Here is an 18,676-nt window from a genome sequence, read left to right on the forward strand (position 1 = left end):
GGCCGGCTACTCGCCCGCGGCCGGCAGCTCGGCCCGGACCACGAACCCGCCCTCGGGCGTGGGCGCCGCGAGCAGGCTGCCGCCGAGCAGGACGGCCCGCTCCCGCAGCCCGACCAGGCCGTGGCCGCCGCCGGGCAGCGCCTGGGCGGTGTCGGCCGGCCGGGTCGGCGGCCCGTTCCTGACCTCGACCAGCAGCCGGGTGCCCCGGACGCTGATCCGGACCTCCACGGTCGCGCCCGGGGCGTGCTTGCTGATGTTGGTGAACGCCTCCTGGACGGTCCGGAACGCGGCCCGCTCGACCGCCTCCGGCCAGGGCCGGTCGCCCGCCGCCAGGGTGCTGTTGACGGTCAGTCCGCTGTTCTCGATCAGCTTGGGCAGATCGGCCAGCCGGGGCTGCGGGGCCAGCGGGTCCTCGCCCCTGACCCCGGCCGCGCGCAGCACCCCGACCATCTGCCGCAGCTCCTCCAGGGTGCGGACGGAGAGCTCCCGGATGGTCCGCGCGGTGGATCGGGCGGCCGGGTCGGCGGTGCTCACCTGGAGCGCCCCGGCCTGGATGCTGATCAGGCTGACCTGGTGCGAGACCACGTCGTGCATTTCCCGGGCCAGCCGGGCCCGCTCGGTGCTGAGCACCCGGTCGGCCAGCAGCCGGTTCTCCCGCTGCCGTCCCATGGTCAACTCGTCCAGCCGAGCCGCGAGTTCGGCCCTGGTCCGGGCCAGCAGGCCGATCGCGGCGGGGGCGGCGCCGAGCATCACGCACTGGATGGCGTACAGCGCGTTGTCCCGGTCGAGCGCCAGCGGGTGGTCCTGCAGCGGCCAGTGGAAGAACTCGACCAACGCGAACACGCTGGCGCAGAGCGTGGTGATCCGCAGCCCGGGCCGGTACGCGGCGACCGAGTAGACCGCGGTGATCGGGGCGATCCAGATGTAGTTCACGAAGGTGCCTGGCAGCACCAGCAGCAGCGCCAGCAGCGGGCAGCGGCGGCGCAGCAGCAGGGCCGCGGTGGCCAGCACCGACAGCGCCAGCTCCCACCAGGACGAGCCCTTGGCGACCAGCGCGGCGTCCATGGCGGCGAGCAGCACCGGGACCAGCAGCATCAGCCAGGGCGCGGTGAGCCAGGCCGGGCGGCCGGCTCTGGCGGGGCCCGCGGAGCTCACGCGCCCGGCCCGGGCGGGGTGCGGACCAGCCCGGCCCGGTTGGCCACCACGGCGGCCTGCACCCGGTTGGCGGCGCCGAGCTTCCCGAGGATGGCGCTGATGTGGTCCTTGACGGTGCCGGTGCCGAGGAAGAGCCGGTCGGCGATCTCGGCGTTCGACAGGCCCTCGCCGAGCAGGGCCAGCACGTCCAGCTCACGGCCGGTCAGACCGCGGGTCAGCGCGGCGGACTCGGCGTCCGGGCCGCCGCCCTCGACGTAGCCGCTGATCACCGTGCGGGTCACGGTCGGCGAGAGCACGCTGCCGCCGGCCGCGAGCACCCGGACGGCGTGCACCAGCTGCTCGGGGGCGGTGTCCTTGAGCATGAAGCCGGCCGCCCCGGCCCGCAGCGCGGTGCCGATGTACTCGTCGGTGTCGAAGGTGGTCAGCATCGCGACCGCCGGGGGGTGCGGCAGGGCGCGGAGCCGGCGCAGCACCGAGATGCCGTCCTGGTCGGGCATCCGGATGTCGAGCAGCACCACGTGTGGCCGAAGCTGGACGACCTTCTCCTCCGCCTGTCCGCCGGAGCAGTCGCCCACGACTTCCAGGTCGGCGGCGGAGCCGACGATCAGGCCGAGGCCGGAGCGGACCAGGATCTCGTCGTCCACGATCAGGACGCGGATCGCCGTCATGGTCTCTCCCTTGAGGTGGTGGGGCTGCTGGTCCTTCGAGCCTAGGGGCAGGTCGGAGCGGGTGCGGCGGCGGGCGGTGGGAGAGCACCCCCGCCGTTCGGCGGGGTGCGGAATCCGCTACCGGGTTCACGTAATTCTCATCCGGGGTGGGCCACGATGGAATGCGGTGTAACCCGCGTGTGGGTGATCGCGTGCGGATGCGCCGTCACAACTGATCGTTTGGAATTGAGCTGTGTCCTCCACTGTGAAGCCGGAGCCTGCGAACACCCCTGGCGAGCACTCCGGTGCCGCCGCCCGCCTGCTGGCCCGCTGGCGGCCCAGGGCCGCCAGGGCGACGGTCTGGTACCTCCGGCTGCTGGCGCTGCTGAATCTGGTGGCCGTGCTCGCCGTCCCGTTCCGGGACCAGGTCCAGACGCACAACGAGGGCGAGTACTTCACCCCGTACCTGATGACGGCCGGGCTCACCTCGGCGGTGCTCTCGCTGCTGCTGGCGGTGGCGATGCGGCGGCGCAAGCGGGCCGCGTGGATCTTCAACACGGTGGTGTCGGGCCTGTTCTTCCTGCTCTACCTGACCGCGATGGTCTGGACGGAGGACGGGGTCAGGTTCAACCACCACCCGTTCAACTACTTCTCCACCGTGCTCACCGGCCTGTTCTTCCTTTCCCTGCTGGTCGGGCGCAAGGAGTTCACCTCCAAGGGCGACCGCTCCAACCCGCTGGCTGCGGTGGCGGCCTTCGCCGGCGGCCTGCTGCTCGGCGGCGGGATCGGTGCCCTGCTGGTCGGGATGACCAACACCGTCGCCGGGTCCGACTTCGGCGACCGGTTCGGCTACTCGATCGCCCGGATGATCACCTTCCAGCCGACCGAGCACGCCTCCACCGTGATCTCCGTCCCCACCTGGGTGAACGGGACGATCAACCTGATGAGCGCGGTGCTCTTCCTGCTGGTGATGTACGTGGCGTTCCGCAGCCCGCGCGGCCAGGAGCTGCTCACCCCCGAGGACGAGCAGAAGCTGCGCGGCCTGCTGGACCGGCAGGGCGAGCGGGACTCGCTGGGCTACTTCGCGCTCCGCCGGGACAAGGCGGTGATCTTCTCGCCGAGCGGCAAGGCGGCGGTGGCGTACCGGGTGCTGGGGGGCGTCTCGCTGGCGTCCGGGGACCCGATCGGCGACCCGGAGGCCTGGCCGGGCGCGATCGACAGCTGGCTGGCCGAGGCTCGCGAGCACGCCTGGGTGCCGGCCGTGATGGGGGCCTCCGAGGAGGCCGGTGTGATCTACGCCCGGCACGGTCTGGACGCGCTGGAGCTGGGTGACGAGGCGATCGTCGAGCTGGACGAGTTCTCGCTGGACGGCCGGGCGATGCGGGTGGTCCGGCAGGCGTACAACCGGGTCAAGCGGGCCGGCTACACCGTCCGGGTCAGGCGGCACGAGGACATCCCCGAGGCGGAGATGGCCGAGCTGGTCGACAAGGCCGACCACTGGCGGGACGGGGCCACCGAGCGCGGTTTCTCGATGGCGCTCGGCCGCCTCGGCGACCCGGACGACGGCCGCTGCGTGATGCTGGAGTGCCACGACTCCGAGGGCGAGCTGCAGGCGCTGCTGAGCTTCGTGCCCTGGGGGGCGAACGGGCTCTCGCTGGACCTGATGCGCCGGGCCCGGGACACCGAGAACGGCCTGATGGAGTTCATGGTGATCGAACTGCTGCAGCGGTCGAAGGAGGTCGACCTGGAGCGGGTGTCGCTGAACTTCGCGATGTTCCGGTCGGTCTTCGAGCGCGGTTCGAAGCTGGGTGCGGGCCCGGTTCTGCGGCTCTGGCGGTCGGTGCTCGGATTCTTCTCGCGCTGGTGGCAGATCGAGTCCCTCTATCGGGCCAACGCCAAGTACCGGCCGATCTGGGAGCCGCGTTATCTGCTGTTCGAGAAGAGCAGCGAGATTCCCCGGATCGGAATCGCCAGCGCGCGCGCCGAGGGTTTCATCACCGCGCCCAGTCTTCCCGCCCTGTTCCGCCGCCGGCACGTCCGGCCCACCGCCGCCGAGGCGGCAGCGGCCGCACTGCCGGTCCCGGAACGCGGCGGGGAGGGTTAGTCCTCCGCCGGGGGGCGGAGGACTCCCGCCGGGTACCAGCCGACCGGCGGAGGCATTTGCGGGTTTATCCCCCTGGAGGATGACCCGACTTCCACTCTGGAGCTGATGCGGCGCGTTTATCGGATACCTACTGTTGATGTAGGACGCCACGGATTAATGGTGTGCGGACAGTAGGAGTGAGAACGGGGACAGCAGTGATTCAGCACGGAGCGCTCAGGCGGGCCGCAGTGGCCGAGTGGGGCACGTTGTTCACGACCGTCAGGTCGGAGATCGCGCGCAAACGGTTCGCCGCCGTGCCACTGGCGACCACGGCCACTCTGCTGGTGCTGCTGTTCAGCATCGTCCAGCACCTCCCGGGCGGGGAGCGCTTCGTCAACCACGTCGGCGTGGTCAAGGCCGGCCTGCCGCTCGACGTCTCGCTGCTGCGCACCCCGCTCTCGCTGTACGTCCCCGCGCTCGACCTGCCGGTCTGGGGCGCGCTGGTGCAGGTCTTCCTGGTGTTCGGCCTGGCCGAGCTGGTGCTCGGGCGGCGGCTGACCCTGGTGGTGGCCTACGTCTGCACCCTGGCCGGGACGCTGTTCGCCCGGGTCGGCGTGGCGATCGGCCCGGACCACCTGTTCGGCTTCCCCGCCTCGGTGGCGCACGTCCGGGACACCGGCCCCTCGGCCGCCGTGGTCGCGCTGGCGGTCGTGGTGGCGTTCCGCTGCCGGGCCTGGTGGACGGGCGGGCTGGTGGCTGCGGTGATGATCGGCGAGGCGGTCGTGCTGCCCAACCTGGCCGGGCTGGAGCACGTGGTGGCGCTGCTTGCGGCGGTGCTGATCGCGGTCGGGGTCGAGGTGTTCGGCGACTTCTGGCCGCGGGTGCTGGCCGGGGTCGGCGCCGCCACCTCGGTGGCCACCGAGGCCCGGCGCCGACGGTCGGCCGGCGCCGTGGTCTCCTGAGCGGTCTCCTGCGGCCGGCCGGCTCTCCCCGGACGGCTCAGCTCCGCGGCAGGCCCAGCTCGAACCAGACCACCTTGCCGACCGCCTTCCTGGCGGTGCCCCACTTCTCGGCCAGCTTGCTCACCAGGTTGAGGCCCCGGCCGTTCTCGTCCAGCTCCTCCGAGGGCTCCAGCGAGGGCAGGTTGTGGTTGTCGTCGCTGACCTCGACCAGCAGCTTGTCCACCCGGATCAGCTGGAGCTGGACGTGGTCCCGGGCGACCCGGACGGCGTTCGTCACCAGCTCGCTGACCAGCAGCTCCACCGTGTCGGTGAGCCCGGTCAGCTGCCAGGCGGCCAGCTGCTCGCGGACCAGCTTCCTGGCCCGGCGGACCTCGGTCTCGTCCACCGCCAGCTCCCAGGTCTGCACGTCGGTCGGCGCGACCCCGTCGAAGCGGGCCACCAGCAGGGCGATGTCGTCCTGCCGGTCCTCCGAGTGCAGCCGCTCCAGCACCACGTCGCAGGCCTCCTCCGGGCTCTGCTTCGGGTCGATCAGGTTCCCGCAGAGCGCCGCCAGGCCCGCCCCTATGTCGCCGCCCCTGACCTCGACCAGGCCGTCGGTGCAGAGCACCAGCATCGAGCCGTCCGAGACGTCGATCTTCTTCGAGACGAACGGCACCCCGCCGACCCCGATCGGCGCGCCGGACGGGATCTCCAGCAGCTCGCCGGTGCCGTCCGGGTGCACCAGCACCGGTGGCACGTGCCCGGCGCTGGCCAGCTCGCAGGTCCGGTTGATCGGGTCGTAGACCGCGTACAGGCAGGTCGCCAGGTGGTCGTCGCCGAGCTTGTGGGCCAGGTTGTCCAGGTGGCGCAGCAGCTGGCCGGGCGGCAGGTCGAGCGCGGCCAGGGTCTGCATCGCCGTCCGGAACCGGCCCATCGCGGCTGCCGAGAGCAGGCCGTGGCCCATCACGTCGCCGACCACCAGGGCGACCCGGCTGCCGGGCAGCTGGATCGCGTCGAACCAGTCGCCGCCCACCTCGGCCTTCTGGTCGCCGGGCAGGTAGCGGTGCGCGATCTGGACGCCGGGGATCTTCGGCGGGCGGGTCGGGATCATCGAGCGCTGCAGGATGGTGGCGGTCTTCGCCTCCATCCGGTGCAGCCGGGCGTTGTCCAGCGAGAGCGCGGCCCGGGCGGCCAGCTCGCGCAGGGTGGCCGCGTCGGCGTGGTCGAACGGCGCCCGGTCGGGCAGCCGGATCAGCTTGAGGATGCCGAGCACGGTGCCCCGGGCCGAGAGCGGCAGCACCAGCATCGAACGGTCCATCACCACCGGGACCAGCTCCGGGCCGCCGAGCGAGGCCGCGTAGTCGACCGCCACGTCCGGGTTGATCACCGGGACCAGCACCGGGTGGTTCTCCTGCAGGGCCAGGCCGGGCGGGGTGGAGCGCGGCATCGCCAGCAGCGCGCCCTCGTCCAGGACGTGCTCCCACTGGCCCGAGGTGGCGTTGAAGGCCCGGGCCACCCGGCGCAGCATCGTGGTGTCGGAGGGGCGGCCGATCGGCAGCACCGAGTCGGAGATCAGCCCGTCCCGCAGGTCGACGCAGGCGAAGTCGGCGATGCTCGGCACCAGCACCTCGCACAGCTCGCGCGCGGTGGTGTCCAGGTCCAGCGTGGTGCCGACCCGGTTGCCGACCTCGCTCAGCAGGGCCAGCTGCTCGCCGGCCTGACTGTTGGTCAGCACCTCGACGGCGGGGGAGGGGGCGGCGGGCTGCGGCGGCCCCGGGCGGTGCACCCAGCCGGTGCCGTTGGTACTGCCGTTGTTGTTGTTGCTGTTGGTGGCGCTCCCGGTGCGGTCGGCTGCGGAATCGATGGCGGGGCCTCCCGGAGTAGGGACGGTGGACGGGGGCGGCAGCGGGGTGCTCGCCCCGCGTGGGGCGGGGACCGCCCCGTTGCCGCTGGTCAGGACCTGGAGGGAGCCGTCGGCGGCCGGGCGCTGCGGCTCGGCCGGACGCCGCCCGGCCCGGGGCTGGGCGGCCCGCTGCTGCGCGGTCGGGTAGCGGCGGCCGAGGCCGGTGGCGATGGCGCGCAGCGGACCGGCGGGCTCGTACGGCTGCACCGGGAGCCGGGTGGTGGCGTCCACCCAGAGCGCGGGCAGGCCCGCCGCGCCGAGCTGGGCCAGCAGCCGGACCCGCCGCTCCGCGGAGCAGCTCGGCAGCAGCGCGGCCAGCGGCCCGGCGTCGCCCTGCCCGGGCGGGGTCAGGGCGGGCTCGACCCGGTGCAGCCCGCCGACCGGCCCGGGGGCGGGGGCGAACGGGAGGTGGTGCGCGCCGAGCGCGATCCTGGGCCCGCCGGTGCGCAGCGGGCGGGCGTCGGCGGCCAGTGCGAGCAGGCCCCGGCCGGTGGGCTCGGTCACCGGGTAGGCCCACCAGAACACGTCCCGCAGCCGCTCCTCCCGGTCGATCACGGCCATCGGGCCGGCCCAGGCGGCGCTGCCGGTCTGGGTCAGGTCGTCGAGGGTGTCCAGCGCGTCGCACCTGCGGGCGGAGCCGGCCGATCTGGGCAGCGTCTCCGGGCGGGGCTCGACGGCGGGCAGCAGCCCGGAGGCCGTCCGGCCGAAGGCCACTTCGGCCCGGTGGCCGAACAGCTCCTCGGCCGCCCGGTTCCAGTACGCGATCCGGCCGTCCGGATCGACCAGCACGGCGGCCAGTCGCACCAGGGCGACGACTGACGGCTGGTCAGCCGACGGTGTGGGGTCTGGCTGGTCCACCATGAATTGGGTCTGCTCCCGCCCTGGCCGCCGCTTCCTGTCTGTCCGGTCCCGCTGCACCTTCCAGCGAAGCACGGCGGGGGACGACACTGAAAGCGAATCGGGGAGATTCGTAAGTATCAGTTGCGTGTCACCCTCTGCACGCCCCCTTGTACCACCGGTTCAGCCGGAGCCGCCCGGGTAGGGTGACAGGCCGTATCCCCCGGACGGAGGCACAGCAGGTGAGCGCGGAGAGCAGCAGCCCCGTCCAGTGGGCGGACCAGGAGCGTTGGCAGCTGGAAGAACGGGTGGCGGCGACCGAGCTGGCCTGGTTGACGCTGGAGGTGGACGTCGAGACCCTGCGGGTCGAGATCGACAACTTCGCGCTGATCCACCACCAGCTGCTGGGCCCGCTGTACGCGCGCCTGGACGAGCTGGACGCCCTGGTCGCGGAGACCGTGGCGGCCCGGACCGGTGACCCGGAGGACGTCCGCCGGGCGGCCGAGGCGCGGCACCGGGTGGACGAGCTGCCCGACCTGGACGCGCTCTTCGACAGCCTGCCGCCGGAGGCCCCGGCCGAGCCCGAGCCGCCCCGCCGGGTCCGCCCGGACAAGGAGGCGCAGCGGCTCTACCGCGAGCTGGCCCGCCGGGCGCACCCGGACCTGACCACCGACCCGGCCGAGCAGGAGCGCCGGGTGGCCTTCATCGCCCGGGTCAACGAGGCGTACGCGCACGGCGACGCCAGGGCACTGGCCGAGCTGACCGAGGAGTGGTCCACCGCGCCGGAGGCGGCCCCGGCCCCGGAGGCGCCGGACCGGCTGGACTGGCTGCGCCAGCGGCTGGAGTGGCTGACCGGGAAGATCGGCCGGCTGGCCACCGAGCAGGTGCGGCTGGAGAACACCCCGATGGGCGAGCTGCTCCGGCTCGCCCCGCAGGAGCCGGACCGGCTGCTGGAGGAGCTGGCCGACCAGCTGCTCGGGCAGGCGGCGGCGAAGCAGGCCGAGTTGGAGCGGCTGCTGGCCGCTCCGGGCGACAATGGCGTTGACCACCAACGGACCCAGGAGACCCAGACGATGTTCGCGCAGCAGATCCCCACCACCGATGCCGCTTCGGTGCCCGCCGACGCCCCGCTGCTCGACGTCCGCGAGCAGGACGAGTGGGACGCCGGGCACGTGGACGGCGCCCTGCACGTCCCGATCGGCGAGGTGATCGCCCGGATCGAGGAGCTCCCGGACGGGAAGCTGTACGTGCTCTGCCGGGTCGGCGGCCGGTCCGCCCAGGTGGTGCAGTACCTGGTCGCCCAGGGCCGCGAGGCGGTCAACGTGGACGGCGGCATGTTCGCCTGGGAGGCGGCCGGCCGCCCGATGGTGAGCAGCGACGGCCGGGACGCCTTCGTTCTCTAGTAGCTCCCGTCCCCGTAGGGCAGGATGACCGGGCAACCGCAGCCCGACGGGAGGATCCGGCCGTGCGTACCTGGTCCACCCCGGCGCTGGTGGTGCTCTGCGGCACCGGGGCGGTGCTGCTCGGCGGCACCGCCCTGTTCCTGGCCGCGCTGTTCCTGCACTCGGCGCCGTCCAACGCGCTCTCCCAGCGGTACCGGACCGAGCTGGACGCGGTGGTCTACCCGGAGTTCGAGCAGAACTGGCGGCTGTTCGCGCCCAATCCGCTCCAGCAGAACGTGGCGGTGGACGTCCGGGTGCAGACCATCGCCGCCGACGGCACGGTGACCACCGGGGAGTGGGGCGGTCTGACGGCGGGTGACATCGAGGCGGTCCGGGGCAATCCGGCGCCGAGCCACGTGGACCAGAACCTGCTCCGCCGGGCCTGGGACTTCTACGAGGCCACCCACGGGGAGCAGGAGAGCACCGGCGCCCGGCCCCGGCTGGCCGAGCAGTACCTCAAGCGGATCGCGCTCCAGCGACTCGGCCCGCCGGCCCCGGAGAAGCGGCTGTTCCAGCTCCAACTGCGGTCCAGCACCTCCGAGTTGGCCCCGCCGGCCTGGAGCCGCGAGCAGGTGGACACCGCGCCGAAGTACCGCGAGCTGGCCTGGTGGCCGGTGGACGAGGCGGACCTGCGGGGGCTGTGGTGACCACGCCGCCGCAGCACACCCCGGCCCGGGAGACCCCGCCGCAGCCGGAGCGCCGGCTGCTGGAGGCCATCCCCCGGCAGCGCGGCCCGCTCGCCCGGGCCCGCGGCTCCGGCCGGCTGCGCGCTGCCTTCGAGACCTTCACCACCCGTCCGCTCGCGCCGTACCAGGCGGCGGTGGCCCGGATCGGCTTCGCCCTGGCCTGGGCGGGCTACCTGCTCCGGGAGTGGCCCAACCGCCGGGTGCTGTACGGGGACCTGTCGCCCTGGTCGGCCGAGCTGGCCGGCCGGCTGCTGGCGGAGAACCACGCCTTCACGGTGCTGCCCTGGTACCAGGGGCGGCTCTGGTTCGAGCTGGTCTACCACCTGGCGATCGTGGCGGCGGTGCTGTTCGCGCTCGGCTGGCGGACCAGGGCCAGCGGCGCGGTCTTCCTGGTCACGGTGCTCTCGCTGCAGAACCGCAACGTCTTCGTCGGGGACGGCGGCGACAACGTGGTCCACCTGATGGCGGTCTACCTGGTGCTCACCCGCTGCGCCCGGGTCTGGTCGCTGGACGCCCGGCGCGGCCGGGACGGCGGCGCGCTCTGGCTCTGGCTGCTGCTCGGCGCCCTGCTGGCGGCCGGGCCGCCGTCCTGGCCGTGGCTGCTCTGGCTGGTGGCCGCGCTCTGGTGGGCGGTCGGCCGGTGGCGCCCGGAGGGCGAGGCGCGCGCGGTGCTGGACGCGCTGGCCACCATGCTGCACAACTGCGCCATGCTGGTGATCGCCGTCCAGGTGGTGCTGATCTACGCCACGGCCGGCTGGTACAAGGTGCAGGGTTCGCGCTGGCAGGACGGCACCGCGCTGCACTACCCGCTGCACCTGGACTACTTCACCCCCTGGCCCTGGCTCTCCGGGGTGGTCGGCTCCAGCCTGCTGGTGGTCTTCCTGCTCAGCTACGGGACGGTGATCATCCAGGTCGCGTTCCCGTTCACGCTGTTCAACCGCAGGCTCAAGAACGTGCTGCTGGCGCTGATGATCGCCGAGCACCTGGCCATCGCGGTCCTGCTCGGCCTGCCGTTCTTCTCGCTCGCGATGATCGCCGCCGACGCGGTCTTCCTGCCGACCGCCGCCCTGCTGTGGGTCGAGCGCCGAGTGCGGGGTTCCCGGGGGTCCACCGTCTAAGCTGTGCCGTATGTCCTGGTTTGCGGCCCTGCGTGACAGCGTGCGCGCCGGGCTGAAGGTGGACCGGACCCTCTCCAACCCCAAGCGCGCCCTGCGCGGGGCGGTCGCCGCCGCGCTGGTGGTCTTCCCCACCCTGGCGCTGGCCGGCCCCGGGCCCGCCACCTCCGCCGCGATGGGCGCCTTCATCGCCGGCACCGCCACCTTCCAGCGCAGCTTCCGCCCCCGCGCCTCGCTCGCCGTCGCGGCCGGGATCGGACTGGGCGTCAGCACCTTCTGCGGCTACCTGGCGGTCGGCATCCCCGGCGCCTTCCCGGTGCTGCTCGCGGTCTGGGCCTTCGCCGCCGGGCTGGCCTGGTCGATCGGCCCGAGCGGCGGCGTGGTGGCCAGCACCACCGTCTCGGTGATGCTGGTCGTGGTCCAACTGCCCGTCAGCATCCCCACCGCCCTGGGTCACGGACTGCTCTGCGCCCTCGGCGGCGGCACCCAGGCGCTGGTCGTCACGCTCTGGCCGATCGAGAGCTGGCGGGCCCAGCGCGACGCGCTCGCCGACACCTACGCCGGACTCGCCGACTACGCCCGCCGCCTGCGCCAGGACCCGGTCGCGCACGTCGACCCGGCCCCGTTCATCCTGGCCCGGCAGGCCGCCGCCCTCACCCCCTGGCAGGCCAAGCACCGCCCGGCCGAGCTGAACGGGCTGCGCGGCATCGCCGAACGCGTCCGCCCGACCCTGGCCGCGCTGGCCGACCCCAAGGTCGGCGCCGCCGCCGAAGGCGCAGAGCGGGACCGGGCCCGCGAGGTGCTGGCCGCGGCCGCCGAGGCGATGGACGCGCTGGCCCGGGCGATCCGTACCGGCGACCCGCTCCGGCTGCCCAAGTCCACCCCCGCCCTGACCATGGTCGGCCGGGAGGCCAGGGACGCGGAGGAGGGCCGCAGCGTGCTCACCGGGGCCGCCCGCCGCTCCGCCCGCCGGCTCACCGTGCTGCTCCGCAAGGCCGTCGACACCCTGGACAAGCACGACCAGGACACCGTCAGCAGCCCGGTGATCGGCCCCGGCCTGCACCGGCCGTCGCTGTTCCGGCTGCTTCCGGTCGCGGCCCTGGCCGTCCGTCGCCAGCTCCAGCCGCACTCGGCCGTGTTCCAGCACGCCGTCCGGCTCTCCTGCGTGGTCACCGCCGCCTACCTGGCGGCCCACCTGCTCCACCTGCACCACGGCTACTGGGCCCCGCTCACCGCCGCCATGGTGATGCGCCCCGACTTCGCCCAGACCTACAGCCGGGGCGTGGCCCGGCTGGCCGGCACCGTGGTCGGCGTCGCGGTCAGCACCGCCGTGGTCCAGCTCTTCCACCCCGGCCAGTGGCTCTCTGCCGCGCTGGCGGTGGCCTTCATGGGCGGTGCCTATCTGACGCTCCGTACGGGCTACGCGGTGATGACCGCCTGCGTCTCCAGCTACGTGGTCTTCCTGCTCGGCCTGCAGCCGGGCAACCCGCTGCAGACCGCCGCCGAACGGATCACCCTGACCCTGCTCGGCGGCTCGATCGCGCTGCTCGCCTACGCCCTCTTCCCCACCTGGCAGACCGCCCGGCTGGCCGAGCGCCTGGCCGAGTGGCTGGCCGCCGCCGGGCGGTACGCCGCCGCCGTGCTCGCGGTCTTCGGCGACCCGGCCGGCTCGGAGCACCGGGACGTCCGGACCGCCCTGCTGGACTCCCGGGAGGCCCGCTCGGAGCTGCTCCAGGCGATCGAACGGGCCGACGCGGAGCCGGTCCGGCACGACTCGCACCTGCCCGAGCTGTCCCGCAAGCAGATCGACCGGGCCCGCTCCGCGATCGGCCTGCTCGGCCGCAGCGCCGTGCTGATGGAGGCCCACCTGCCGCCCGAGGACGCCGACCCGGTCCCCGGCACGGCCGAGTTCGCCGAGGAGCTGCGGGACGCCACCGCGATCGCCGCCGCCGCGCTGCTGATCGGCGACCCGGTCGACTTCACCGCGCTGCGCGACGCGCACCGGCGCTGGGAGGCGCAGCTGGGCGACCAGGCCGGCAGCGACCGGGTCGAGGTGGCCCGGGCGGGCTCCCGGCTGCTGCTCTCCGCCCTGACCGACCTGGAGAAGGCCACCCGCGCCAAGCGCCCCGTACCCTCGGGGGCGTGAGCAGCAGCATCGGCACCCCGCACGCGGGCGAGCAGTACGACGACGCCTTCGTCCCCGACGACCGCGAGATCGGGGTCGGCCCGCACCCCGAACCCTGGCCGGACGGCCCGCACTACGACCCCGAGCTGCTCGCCCACGGCGACCGACGCAACGTCACCGACCAGTACCGGTACTGGACCCGGGAGGCGATCGTCGCCGACCTGGACACCCGGCGGCACGGCTTCCACGTCGCGGTGGAGAACTGGCAGCACGACTTCAACATCGGCTCGGTGGTCCGCACCGCCAACGCCTTCCTCACCGCCGAGGTGCACATCGTCGGGCGCCGCCGCTGGAACCGGCGCGGCGCCATGGTGACCGACCGGTACCAGCACGTCCGCCACCACGACTCGGTCGCCACCCTGGCCGCCTTCGCCCAGGCCCACGACCTGCCGATCATCGGCATCGACAACCTCCCCGGTGCCGTTCCGATCGAGACCTACCCGCTGCCTGAGCGCTGCATCCTGCTGTTCGGGCAGGAGGGCCCCGGCCTCACCGAGGAGGCCTGGGCCCACGCCGCGGCCGTCTGCTCCATCGCCCAGTTCGGCTCGACCCGGTCCATCAACGCGGGCGCGGCCGCCGCCATCGCCATGCACAGCTGGATCAAGGCGCACGCCTCGGGCGGATAGGGGCCCTGCCGGCGCCGGCCCGGGCTAGCCGAAAAGGAGCCGCCAGGTGTGCGGCCCCGGGAGGCCGTCCGCCTCGCTGCCGGTCCAGCCCTGGGCGGTCTGGAATTCGGCGACGTTGAGCCGGTCGCTCTCGGACCAGGCGGGGCCCGGGCCCTCGGTGTAGTGGCGGCCGTAGCCCTTCTTCACCAGTTGCTCGCCCAGCATCCTGATCTGGTCGTTCGACCGTCCGGGCCCGAACGCGTCCGCGCCGGGGTAGGGAACGGCGGCGGGCGGTACCGGCGGGGGCGAGACCGCCGGGATGTCCTGGCCCCTGCCGTTGACCAGGTAGTCCCAGGTGTCCTTGCCCGGCAGCCCGTCGGCCTCGGCACCGCGCCACCCCTGGGCCAGCTGGAACGCCTCGGTCGCCTTCCGGTCCGCCTCGCCCCAGCTCGGGTCGGGGCCCTCGCCGTAGAAGCGTCCGGCCCCGCGCTTGACCAGCATCTCGCCGAGCCGCTGCACGTACTCGTTGCTCTGCCCGGGCCCGAACCTGTCCGCGCCGGGGAAGCCGTCGGCCCGGGGGCCGTCCAGACCGCGGTAGCGGTAGGCGACGTAGGAGCCGGAGTTGCTCCAGTACGCGTACGGGGTGGCCCGCTTCCTGGTGCCGGGCCTGGTCTGCTCGTACGCCAGGTACTGGTCCTGCGCGGCGTTGGTCCAGCCGCCGAAGACGACGGTGTGCGAGCCCGCCCCGGGGTTGGCCGGGTTGTTGTAGACCAGGGCGTCGCCGGGCTGGAGTTCGCTGCGGCCTATTCGGGTGGCGTAGTCGGGCAGGGTCCAGGTGGTCTGGCTGCTGCCCAGGCCCCAGGCCATCGAGACGAAGCCGGAGCAGTCCTGCCGGTAGCCGTCGGACCAGTAGCTGCTCATGCTGTACGGCACCTGCTGGTCGACCCAGCGCTGGGCCCGGGCCAGGATCTCGGCCCGGGTGGTGGCGGCGGTGGCGGACCGCAGCCGGGGGGCCGGCGCGGTGGACCCGCCGAACAGCGGACTGACCGCGCCCTGCGGGGTGGAGCCGGCCGCGGCGCCGCTGGGCTGGGGGGTGGGGGCGGCGCCGGCCGCGGCGCTGCCGCCGAGCACGGTGCCGACCGCCGCGAACAGGACGGCGGCCCGGCGGGCCCCCCGGGCGGAACGGTGGCCGCCGTCGGCCGGGCCGGCCCCGTGCATCCGGGCCAGCCGCCGGGCCGAGCAGCCCCCGCAGGCGCAGCTGAGGTCCGGTTCTATCTCGGTGAACTCGATCAGCACGGTCTGACCCTGCCTCTCCTCGGGTGTGCTGGAGGAGATGTGTTCCACCGTGAGCTGTCGATGTATCAGCCCAAAGGTTACAAATAGGACTTATCTCTGTGCCGAGGGCGCGGACGGCGGATTGGCGGGGGAGTACTCCGGCTCGGTCCACCGCAGCGGGGCGGCGCCCGCGAGCTCGACCACCCGCTCGACGGTGAACCACACCGTGCGGTCGGCGTCCGGCTCGGCCCGGCCGGAGAGCATCAGGGCGCCCCCGGTCTCCCAGTCGGGCAGCAGCAGCCCGGCGGCGGGGTGCAGCTCCAGGTTCCCCAGGGTCATGAACATGTTGTTGCCGGGGTAGTCCGGCCAGCTCAGCAGCCCGGGGCCGTGCACGGTGAGGAAGCCCGGGTTCCCGCCCCGGTGCGAGGCGTCGACCCCGCCGTCCGGCCCCGAGCTGGCGATGAAGAAGGTGTCGGCGGTCGAGGCCGCCAGCTGCTGACGGGTGCTCAGCCGGGTGCCGGAGCCGACCAGCGCGGGGGCGGACGGGGTGTCGAGCGGGTGGCGGCGCTGGATGTACTTCGGGCAGTTGGCGTACACCTGCTCGGCGGTGATCCGCAGCCCGCCCCGGCCGTCCGGGACGGCGCGGCCGTTCAGCCGCATCCGCCGCCGGCCCGCCGGGTCGAGCGCGATCGTGCCGACCTCGGCCGGGGCGGTCAGTACCGACGCGAGCGGGTCGCCGGGCGCCGGGCGGGCGGCCACCGCGAGGGTGCGCTCGCCGTCGGCGGCCAGGAAGCCGGCCGGGCCGCTGAGCAGGCCGGCCCAGAGCCGTCCGTCGTGGTCGGCGGCACCGACCACGAGGGTCCGGCGCTCACTCAGGAACCGGGCGGCCACCGCCGGGATGACCGCGCCGATCCCCCGGCCCACGTGGTCCGCGCGGTCCTGGACGCCCGCTCTGGCCTGTACGGCCCGTTCGCCGGGGTGGAAGGTCCTGGTGCTCATGCTGGTCCGCCTCCGTCCTCGTCCGGTCGGCTAGAAGAACCCGCAGGTCGGGGCGGCGCCGGCCGGAGCGGCCACGCCTTCGACCCCGCTCGGGGTGTAGATCTCCAGCCGGGTGCCGTCGGGGTCGGTGAAGAAGATCCCGCCGGAGCCGGCGCCCTCGCCGTGCGGGACCACGCCGTCGTACGCGAACTCGGCGCCCAGCCCGCGCAGCCGCTCCTCGGCGGCCCGTACCTCGTCCAGCGAATCGACCTGGAAGGAGAGGTGGTGCAGGCCGGGTGCGCCGGTGTCGAAGCGGCCCTTGCTCTGCTGCCAGAGCGTCAGCACCAGCCTGCCGTCGAGGGCTAGGAACGCGAAGCGCCGGTCCGCCTCGGTGCCCTCACCGGCGGGCTCCAGGCCGAGCACCTGCTGGTAGAAGGCGGTGGAGCGGGTGACGTCGGTGACGTTGAGCCCGATGTGGCCAGTCTGCATGGGAGCTCCCGGGACGAAATGGCTAACCTGTACTGCCGATAGTAGAGGTTAGAAAATCGAGCCGTCAACCACTACAGACGGTTGAACTGGTTAGAAGTAGAATCGGCGGCATGGCCGACCCCCGTGACCCGCGCCCCCTGATCGGCGAGCCGCTCTCGCTCGATCTGCTCAACACGCGGTGGAGCGCCACCAACCCGCAGGACCTGCTGGCCGCACCCGGCGGCTACGGGATCTGGCTCTCCTCCGCCGGTCTCGCCGACCGCTGCCCCGACGACGCGGACGGGCTGGCCGCCGTGCTCGCCGCCCGGGAGGCGCTGGCCGGCCTGGTCCGGGCCGCCGAGGAGCAGCGCGAGCCCGAACCCACCGCGCTGAACGAGGTGCTGGCGCACGGCAGGATCCGGCACACCCTGACCGCGACCGGCCCGGCCGAGGCGGTCGAGGTGGACTCCCCCGCCTGGCTGGCCGCCTGGCTGGCCGCCGACGACTACCTGGGGCTGCTCCGGCAGGGCCCGCACCGGATCAAGGCCTGCGCGCACGAGACCTGCATCCTGCACTTCTTCGACACCTCGCAGAACGGCCGCCGCCGCTGGTGCTCGATGGCGGTCTGCGGCAACCGCGCCAAGGCGGCCCGCCACTACGAGAAGGTCACCCGCTAGCACGCCGAAGGCCGGCGCCCCGTCGGGGCACCGGCCTTCCGCAGTCCGGATCGGGCGGTCGGGTCAGACGGCCAGACCGGCCTCCTGGGCCGGGGCCTCGACGGCCTCGGAGCGGCGGTCCCGCAGCACCAGGGCGGCCAGCACGGCGGCGGCCAGCACGCCGATCGCGCCGATGGTGAAGGTGGTCGACATGGCGTGGGTGAAGGCGTCCCGGGCGGTGGCGGCCAGGCCGGGGTCGCCCTGGGCGCCGGCCAGTGCGCCGGTGATCGACTGCTTCGCCGCCGCGGGGGCGTCGGCCGGCATCCCGGCGGCGTAGCCGCTGGTCAGCAGCGAGCCGAGGATGGCGATGCCGAGCGCGGTGCCGGCCTGCTGGATGGTGTCGTTCAGGGCGGAGCCGACGCCCGCCTGCTCGGTCGGGATGGTGCTCATCAGGGCGCCGACCGCGGCCGGCATGGCCAGGCCGGCGCCGAGGCCGAGCAGGCCCAGCGCGACCGCCGGGACGGTGAAGCCGGTGTCGGCGGTGACGGTGGCGAGCAGGGCGAAGGCGGCGGCCATCACGAGCATGCCGACCAGCACCAGCAGGCGGTTGCCGATCCGCTTGGTGAGCCCGGCGCCGGCCCCGTTGCCGATCAGGGCCGCGACGGCGAGCGGCACGAAGGCGAGGCCCGCCTTGACCGGCGAGTAGTCCAGCACGAACTGCAGGTACTGGGTGAGCACCAGCAGCAGGCCGCCGTTGCCGATCTGAACCAGCGTCAGCGAGAGCGAGCCGCCGCTGAAGTTGCGCTTCCGGAACAGGCCCAGCGGCACCATCGGCGCGGGGGTGGTGTTCTCCCAGACCACGAATCCGCCGAGGGCGAGCACCGCGACCACCAGGGTGACCAGCGAGCGGTCGCCGAAGGCGCCGTGCTGCGGGATCTCGATGATCCACCAGATCAGGGCGGTCATGCCGACGGCGGAGAGCACCGCGCCGAGCGGGTCCGGCTTCTGCCACGGGCCCTTGGACTCCGGCATCAGGGTGAGGGCGGCCAGGACGGCGAGGACGACGACCGGGACGTTGATGAAGAAGATCGAGTGCCAGGAGAAGTGGTCGATCAGCACCCCGCCGAGCACCGGGCTGCCGACCAGGCCGAGCATCGAGACCGAGCCCCAGGCCGCCATCGCCTTGCCGCGCTCGTCCTCGTCGAAGACGGTGATCAGGATCGACAGGGTCGACGGCATGATCAGCGCCCCGCCGACACCCATCGCGGTCCGGGCCGCGATCACCTCGGCGGGGTCGGTGCAGAAGGTCGCGGCCAGTGAGGCGGCCCCGAACAGCAGCAGGCCGATGATCATCACCTTCCGGCGGCCGAACCGGTCCCCGAGGCTGCCGGAGGTGAGCAACAGACCGGCGAAGACCAGGATGTAGGAGTCCAGGATCCACTGGGTGTCCTGGGCACTGGCGCCGATGTCCCGGGTCATCGACGGCACCGCGACGGTCAGGGCCATGCTGTCGACCACGAGGACCAGCGTGCTCAGGCAGAGCACGACCAGGATCCACCAGCGACGTGGATTGCGGGGTTCCATGAGACTTCCTTCCGAGCTGCGCACACTGTTCCTTCAGTGAGAACACTGTATGCATTAGCGAACAGTGTGCGCAATCCCCTGTCGCTGTACGCTGGAGCGAACGCTGTGCGCACGAG

At 73.5% G+C, this 18,676-nt stretch carries 15 protein-coding genes; 8 read left to right on the top strand and 7 right to left on the bottom strand.

From position 1 onward, the window contains the following. Positions 1-6: 6 nt before the first annotated feature. Positions 7-1,155 carry a sensor histidine kinase gene (locus ABT118_RS00360; RefSeq protein ID WP_350643902.1) on the bottom strand — a complete coding sequence of 383 codons (1,149 nt, stop codon included), beginning with the start codon at positions 1,153-1,155 and terminating at the stop codon, positions 7-9. Next, positions 1,152-1,823: a response regulator gene (locus tag ABT118_RS00365; RefSeq protein WP_350643903.1), complete on the bottom strand. Its 672-nt coding sequence runs from the start codon at positions 1,821-1,823 to the stop codon at positions 1,152-1,154. The genes ABT118_RS00360 and ABT118_RS00365 overlap by 4 nt, the downstream gene beginning before the upstream one ends. 298 nt (positions 1,824-2,121) lie before the next feature. On the opposite strand from ABT118_RS00365, the gene ABT118_RS00370 reads away from it, so the two are divergent. Next, entirely contained in the window at positions 2,122-3,906 is a 1,785-nt protein-coding gene (locus ABT118_RS00370; protein ID WP_350645067.1) for a phosphatidylglycerol lysyltransferase domain-containing protein, read from the top strand. 293 nt (positions 3,907-4,199) lie between these two features. Continuing rightward, entirely contained in the window at positions 4,200-4,847 is a 648-nt protein-coding gene (locus ABT118_RS00375) for a hypothetical protein (RefSeq protein ID WP_350643905.1), read from the top strand. Between the two features lie 37 nt (positions 4,848-4,884). Here ABT118_RS00375 and ABT118_RS00380 read toward each other — a convergent pair whose 3' ends face one another. Then, positions 4,885-7,590, bottom strand: coding sequence for an ATP-binding SpoIIE family protein phosphatase (locus ABT118_RS00380; RefSeq protein WP_350643906.1), 2,706 nt, complete (start codon positions 7,588-7,590; stop codon positions 4,885-4,887). 218 nt (positions 7,591-7,808) lie between these two features. Between ABT118_RS00380 and ABT118_RS00385 the strand changes: the two genes are divergently transcribed. The 5 genes from ABT118_RS00385 (at position 7,809) to ABT118_RS00405 (ending at position 13,620) form a co-directional block, all read left to right on the top strand. Then, entirely contained in the window at positions 7,809-8,969 is a 1,161-nt protein-coding gene (locus ABT118_RS00385; protein ID WP_350643907.1) for a rhodanese-like domain-containing protein, read from the top strand. Positions 8,970-9,031: 62 nt separating this feature from the next. Then, entirely contained in the window at positions 9,032-9,655 is a 624-nt protein-coding gene (locus ABT118_RS00390; protein WP_350643908.1) for a DUF5819 family protein, read from the top strand. Further along, positions 9,652-10,812: an HTTM domain-containing protein gene (locus tag ABT118_RS00395; RefSeq protein WP_502884439.1), complete on the top strand. Its 1,161-nt coding sequence runs from the start codon at positions 9,652-9,654 to the stop codon at positions 10,810-10,812. Before ABT118_RS00390 ends, ABT118_RS00395 begins: the two co-directional genes overlap by 4 nt. Positions 10,813-10,822: 10 nt before the next feature. Continuing rightward, the gene (locus ABT118_RS00400) at positions 10,823-12,955 is read left to right on the top strand and encodes an FUSC family protein (protein ID WP_350643909.1); all 2,133 of its coding nucleotides are present in this window, start codon (positions 10,823-10,825) and stop codon (positions 12,953-12,955) included. After that, positions 12,952-13,620 (top strand): TrmH family RNA methyltransferase, encoded by a 669-nt coding sequence (locus tag ABT118_RS00405; RefSeq protein WP_502884440.1) that lies wholly within the window; start codon positions 12,952-12,954, stop codon positions 13,618-13,620. The genes ABT118_RS00400 and ABT118_RS00405 overlap by 4 nt, the downstream gene beginning before the upstream one ends. A gap of 24 nt (positions 13,621-13,644) precedes the next feature. Here ABT118_RS00405 and ABT118_RS00410 read toward each other — a convergent pair whose 3' ends face one another. From ABT118_RS00410 to ABT118_RS00420, 3 genes are read right to left on the bottom strand one after another with little or no spacing between them, the layout of a single operon-like run. Continuing rightward, positions 13,645-14,943: a peptidoglycan-binding protein gene (locus ABT118_RS00410; RefSeq protein WP_350643910.1), complete on the bottom strand. Its 1,299-nt coding sequence runs from the start codon at positions 14,941-14,943 to the stop codon at positions 13,645-13,647. 42 nt (positions 14,944-14,985) lie between these two features. Continuing rightward, positions 14,986-15,873 carry a pyridoxamine 5'-phosphate oxidase family protein gene (locus ABT118_RS00415; RefSeq protein ID WP_350643911.1) on the bottom strand — a complete coding sequence of 296 codons (888 nt, stop codon included), beginning with the start codon at positions 15,871-15,873 and terminating at the stop codon, positions 14,986-14,988. Positions 15,874-15,903: 30 nt separating this feature from the next. Beyond that, complete coding sequence (locus ABT118_RS00420; RefSeq protein ID WP_350643912.1) at positions 15,904-16,341, bottom strand: VOC family protein; 438 nt, start codon at positions 16,339-16,341, stop codon at positions 15,904-15,906. Between the two features lie 110 nt (positions 16,342-16,451). On the opposite strand from ABT118_RS00420, the gene ABT118_RS00425 reads away from it, so the two are divergent. Continuing rightward, positions 16,452-16,997, top strand: a complete 546-nt coding sequence (locus tag ABT118_RS00425; RefSeq protein WP_350643913.1) for a CGNR zinc finger domain-containing protein — start codon at positions 16,452-16,454, stop codon at positions 16,995-16,997. A 63-nt stretch (positions 16,998-17,060) separates the two neighbouring features. On the opposite strand, the gene ABT118_RS00430 is transcribed toward ABT118_RS00425, so the two are convergent. Beyond that, a complete protein-coding gene (locus ABT118_RS00430; RefSeq protein ID WP_350643914.1) occupies positions 17,061-18,560 on the bottom strand; it encodes an MFS transporter in 1,500 nt (499 codons plus the stop codon). Between the last annotated feature and the right edge of the window lie 116 nt (positions 18,561-18,676).

This window comes from Kitasatospora sp. NPDC002040, assembly GCF_040296785.1.
In the GTDB taxonomy this organism is placed as follows: Bacteria; Actinomycetota; Actinomycetes; order Streptomycetales; family Streptomycetaceae; genus Kitasatospora.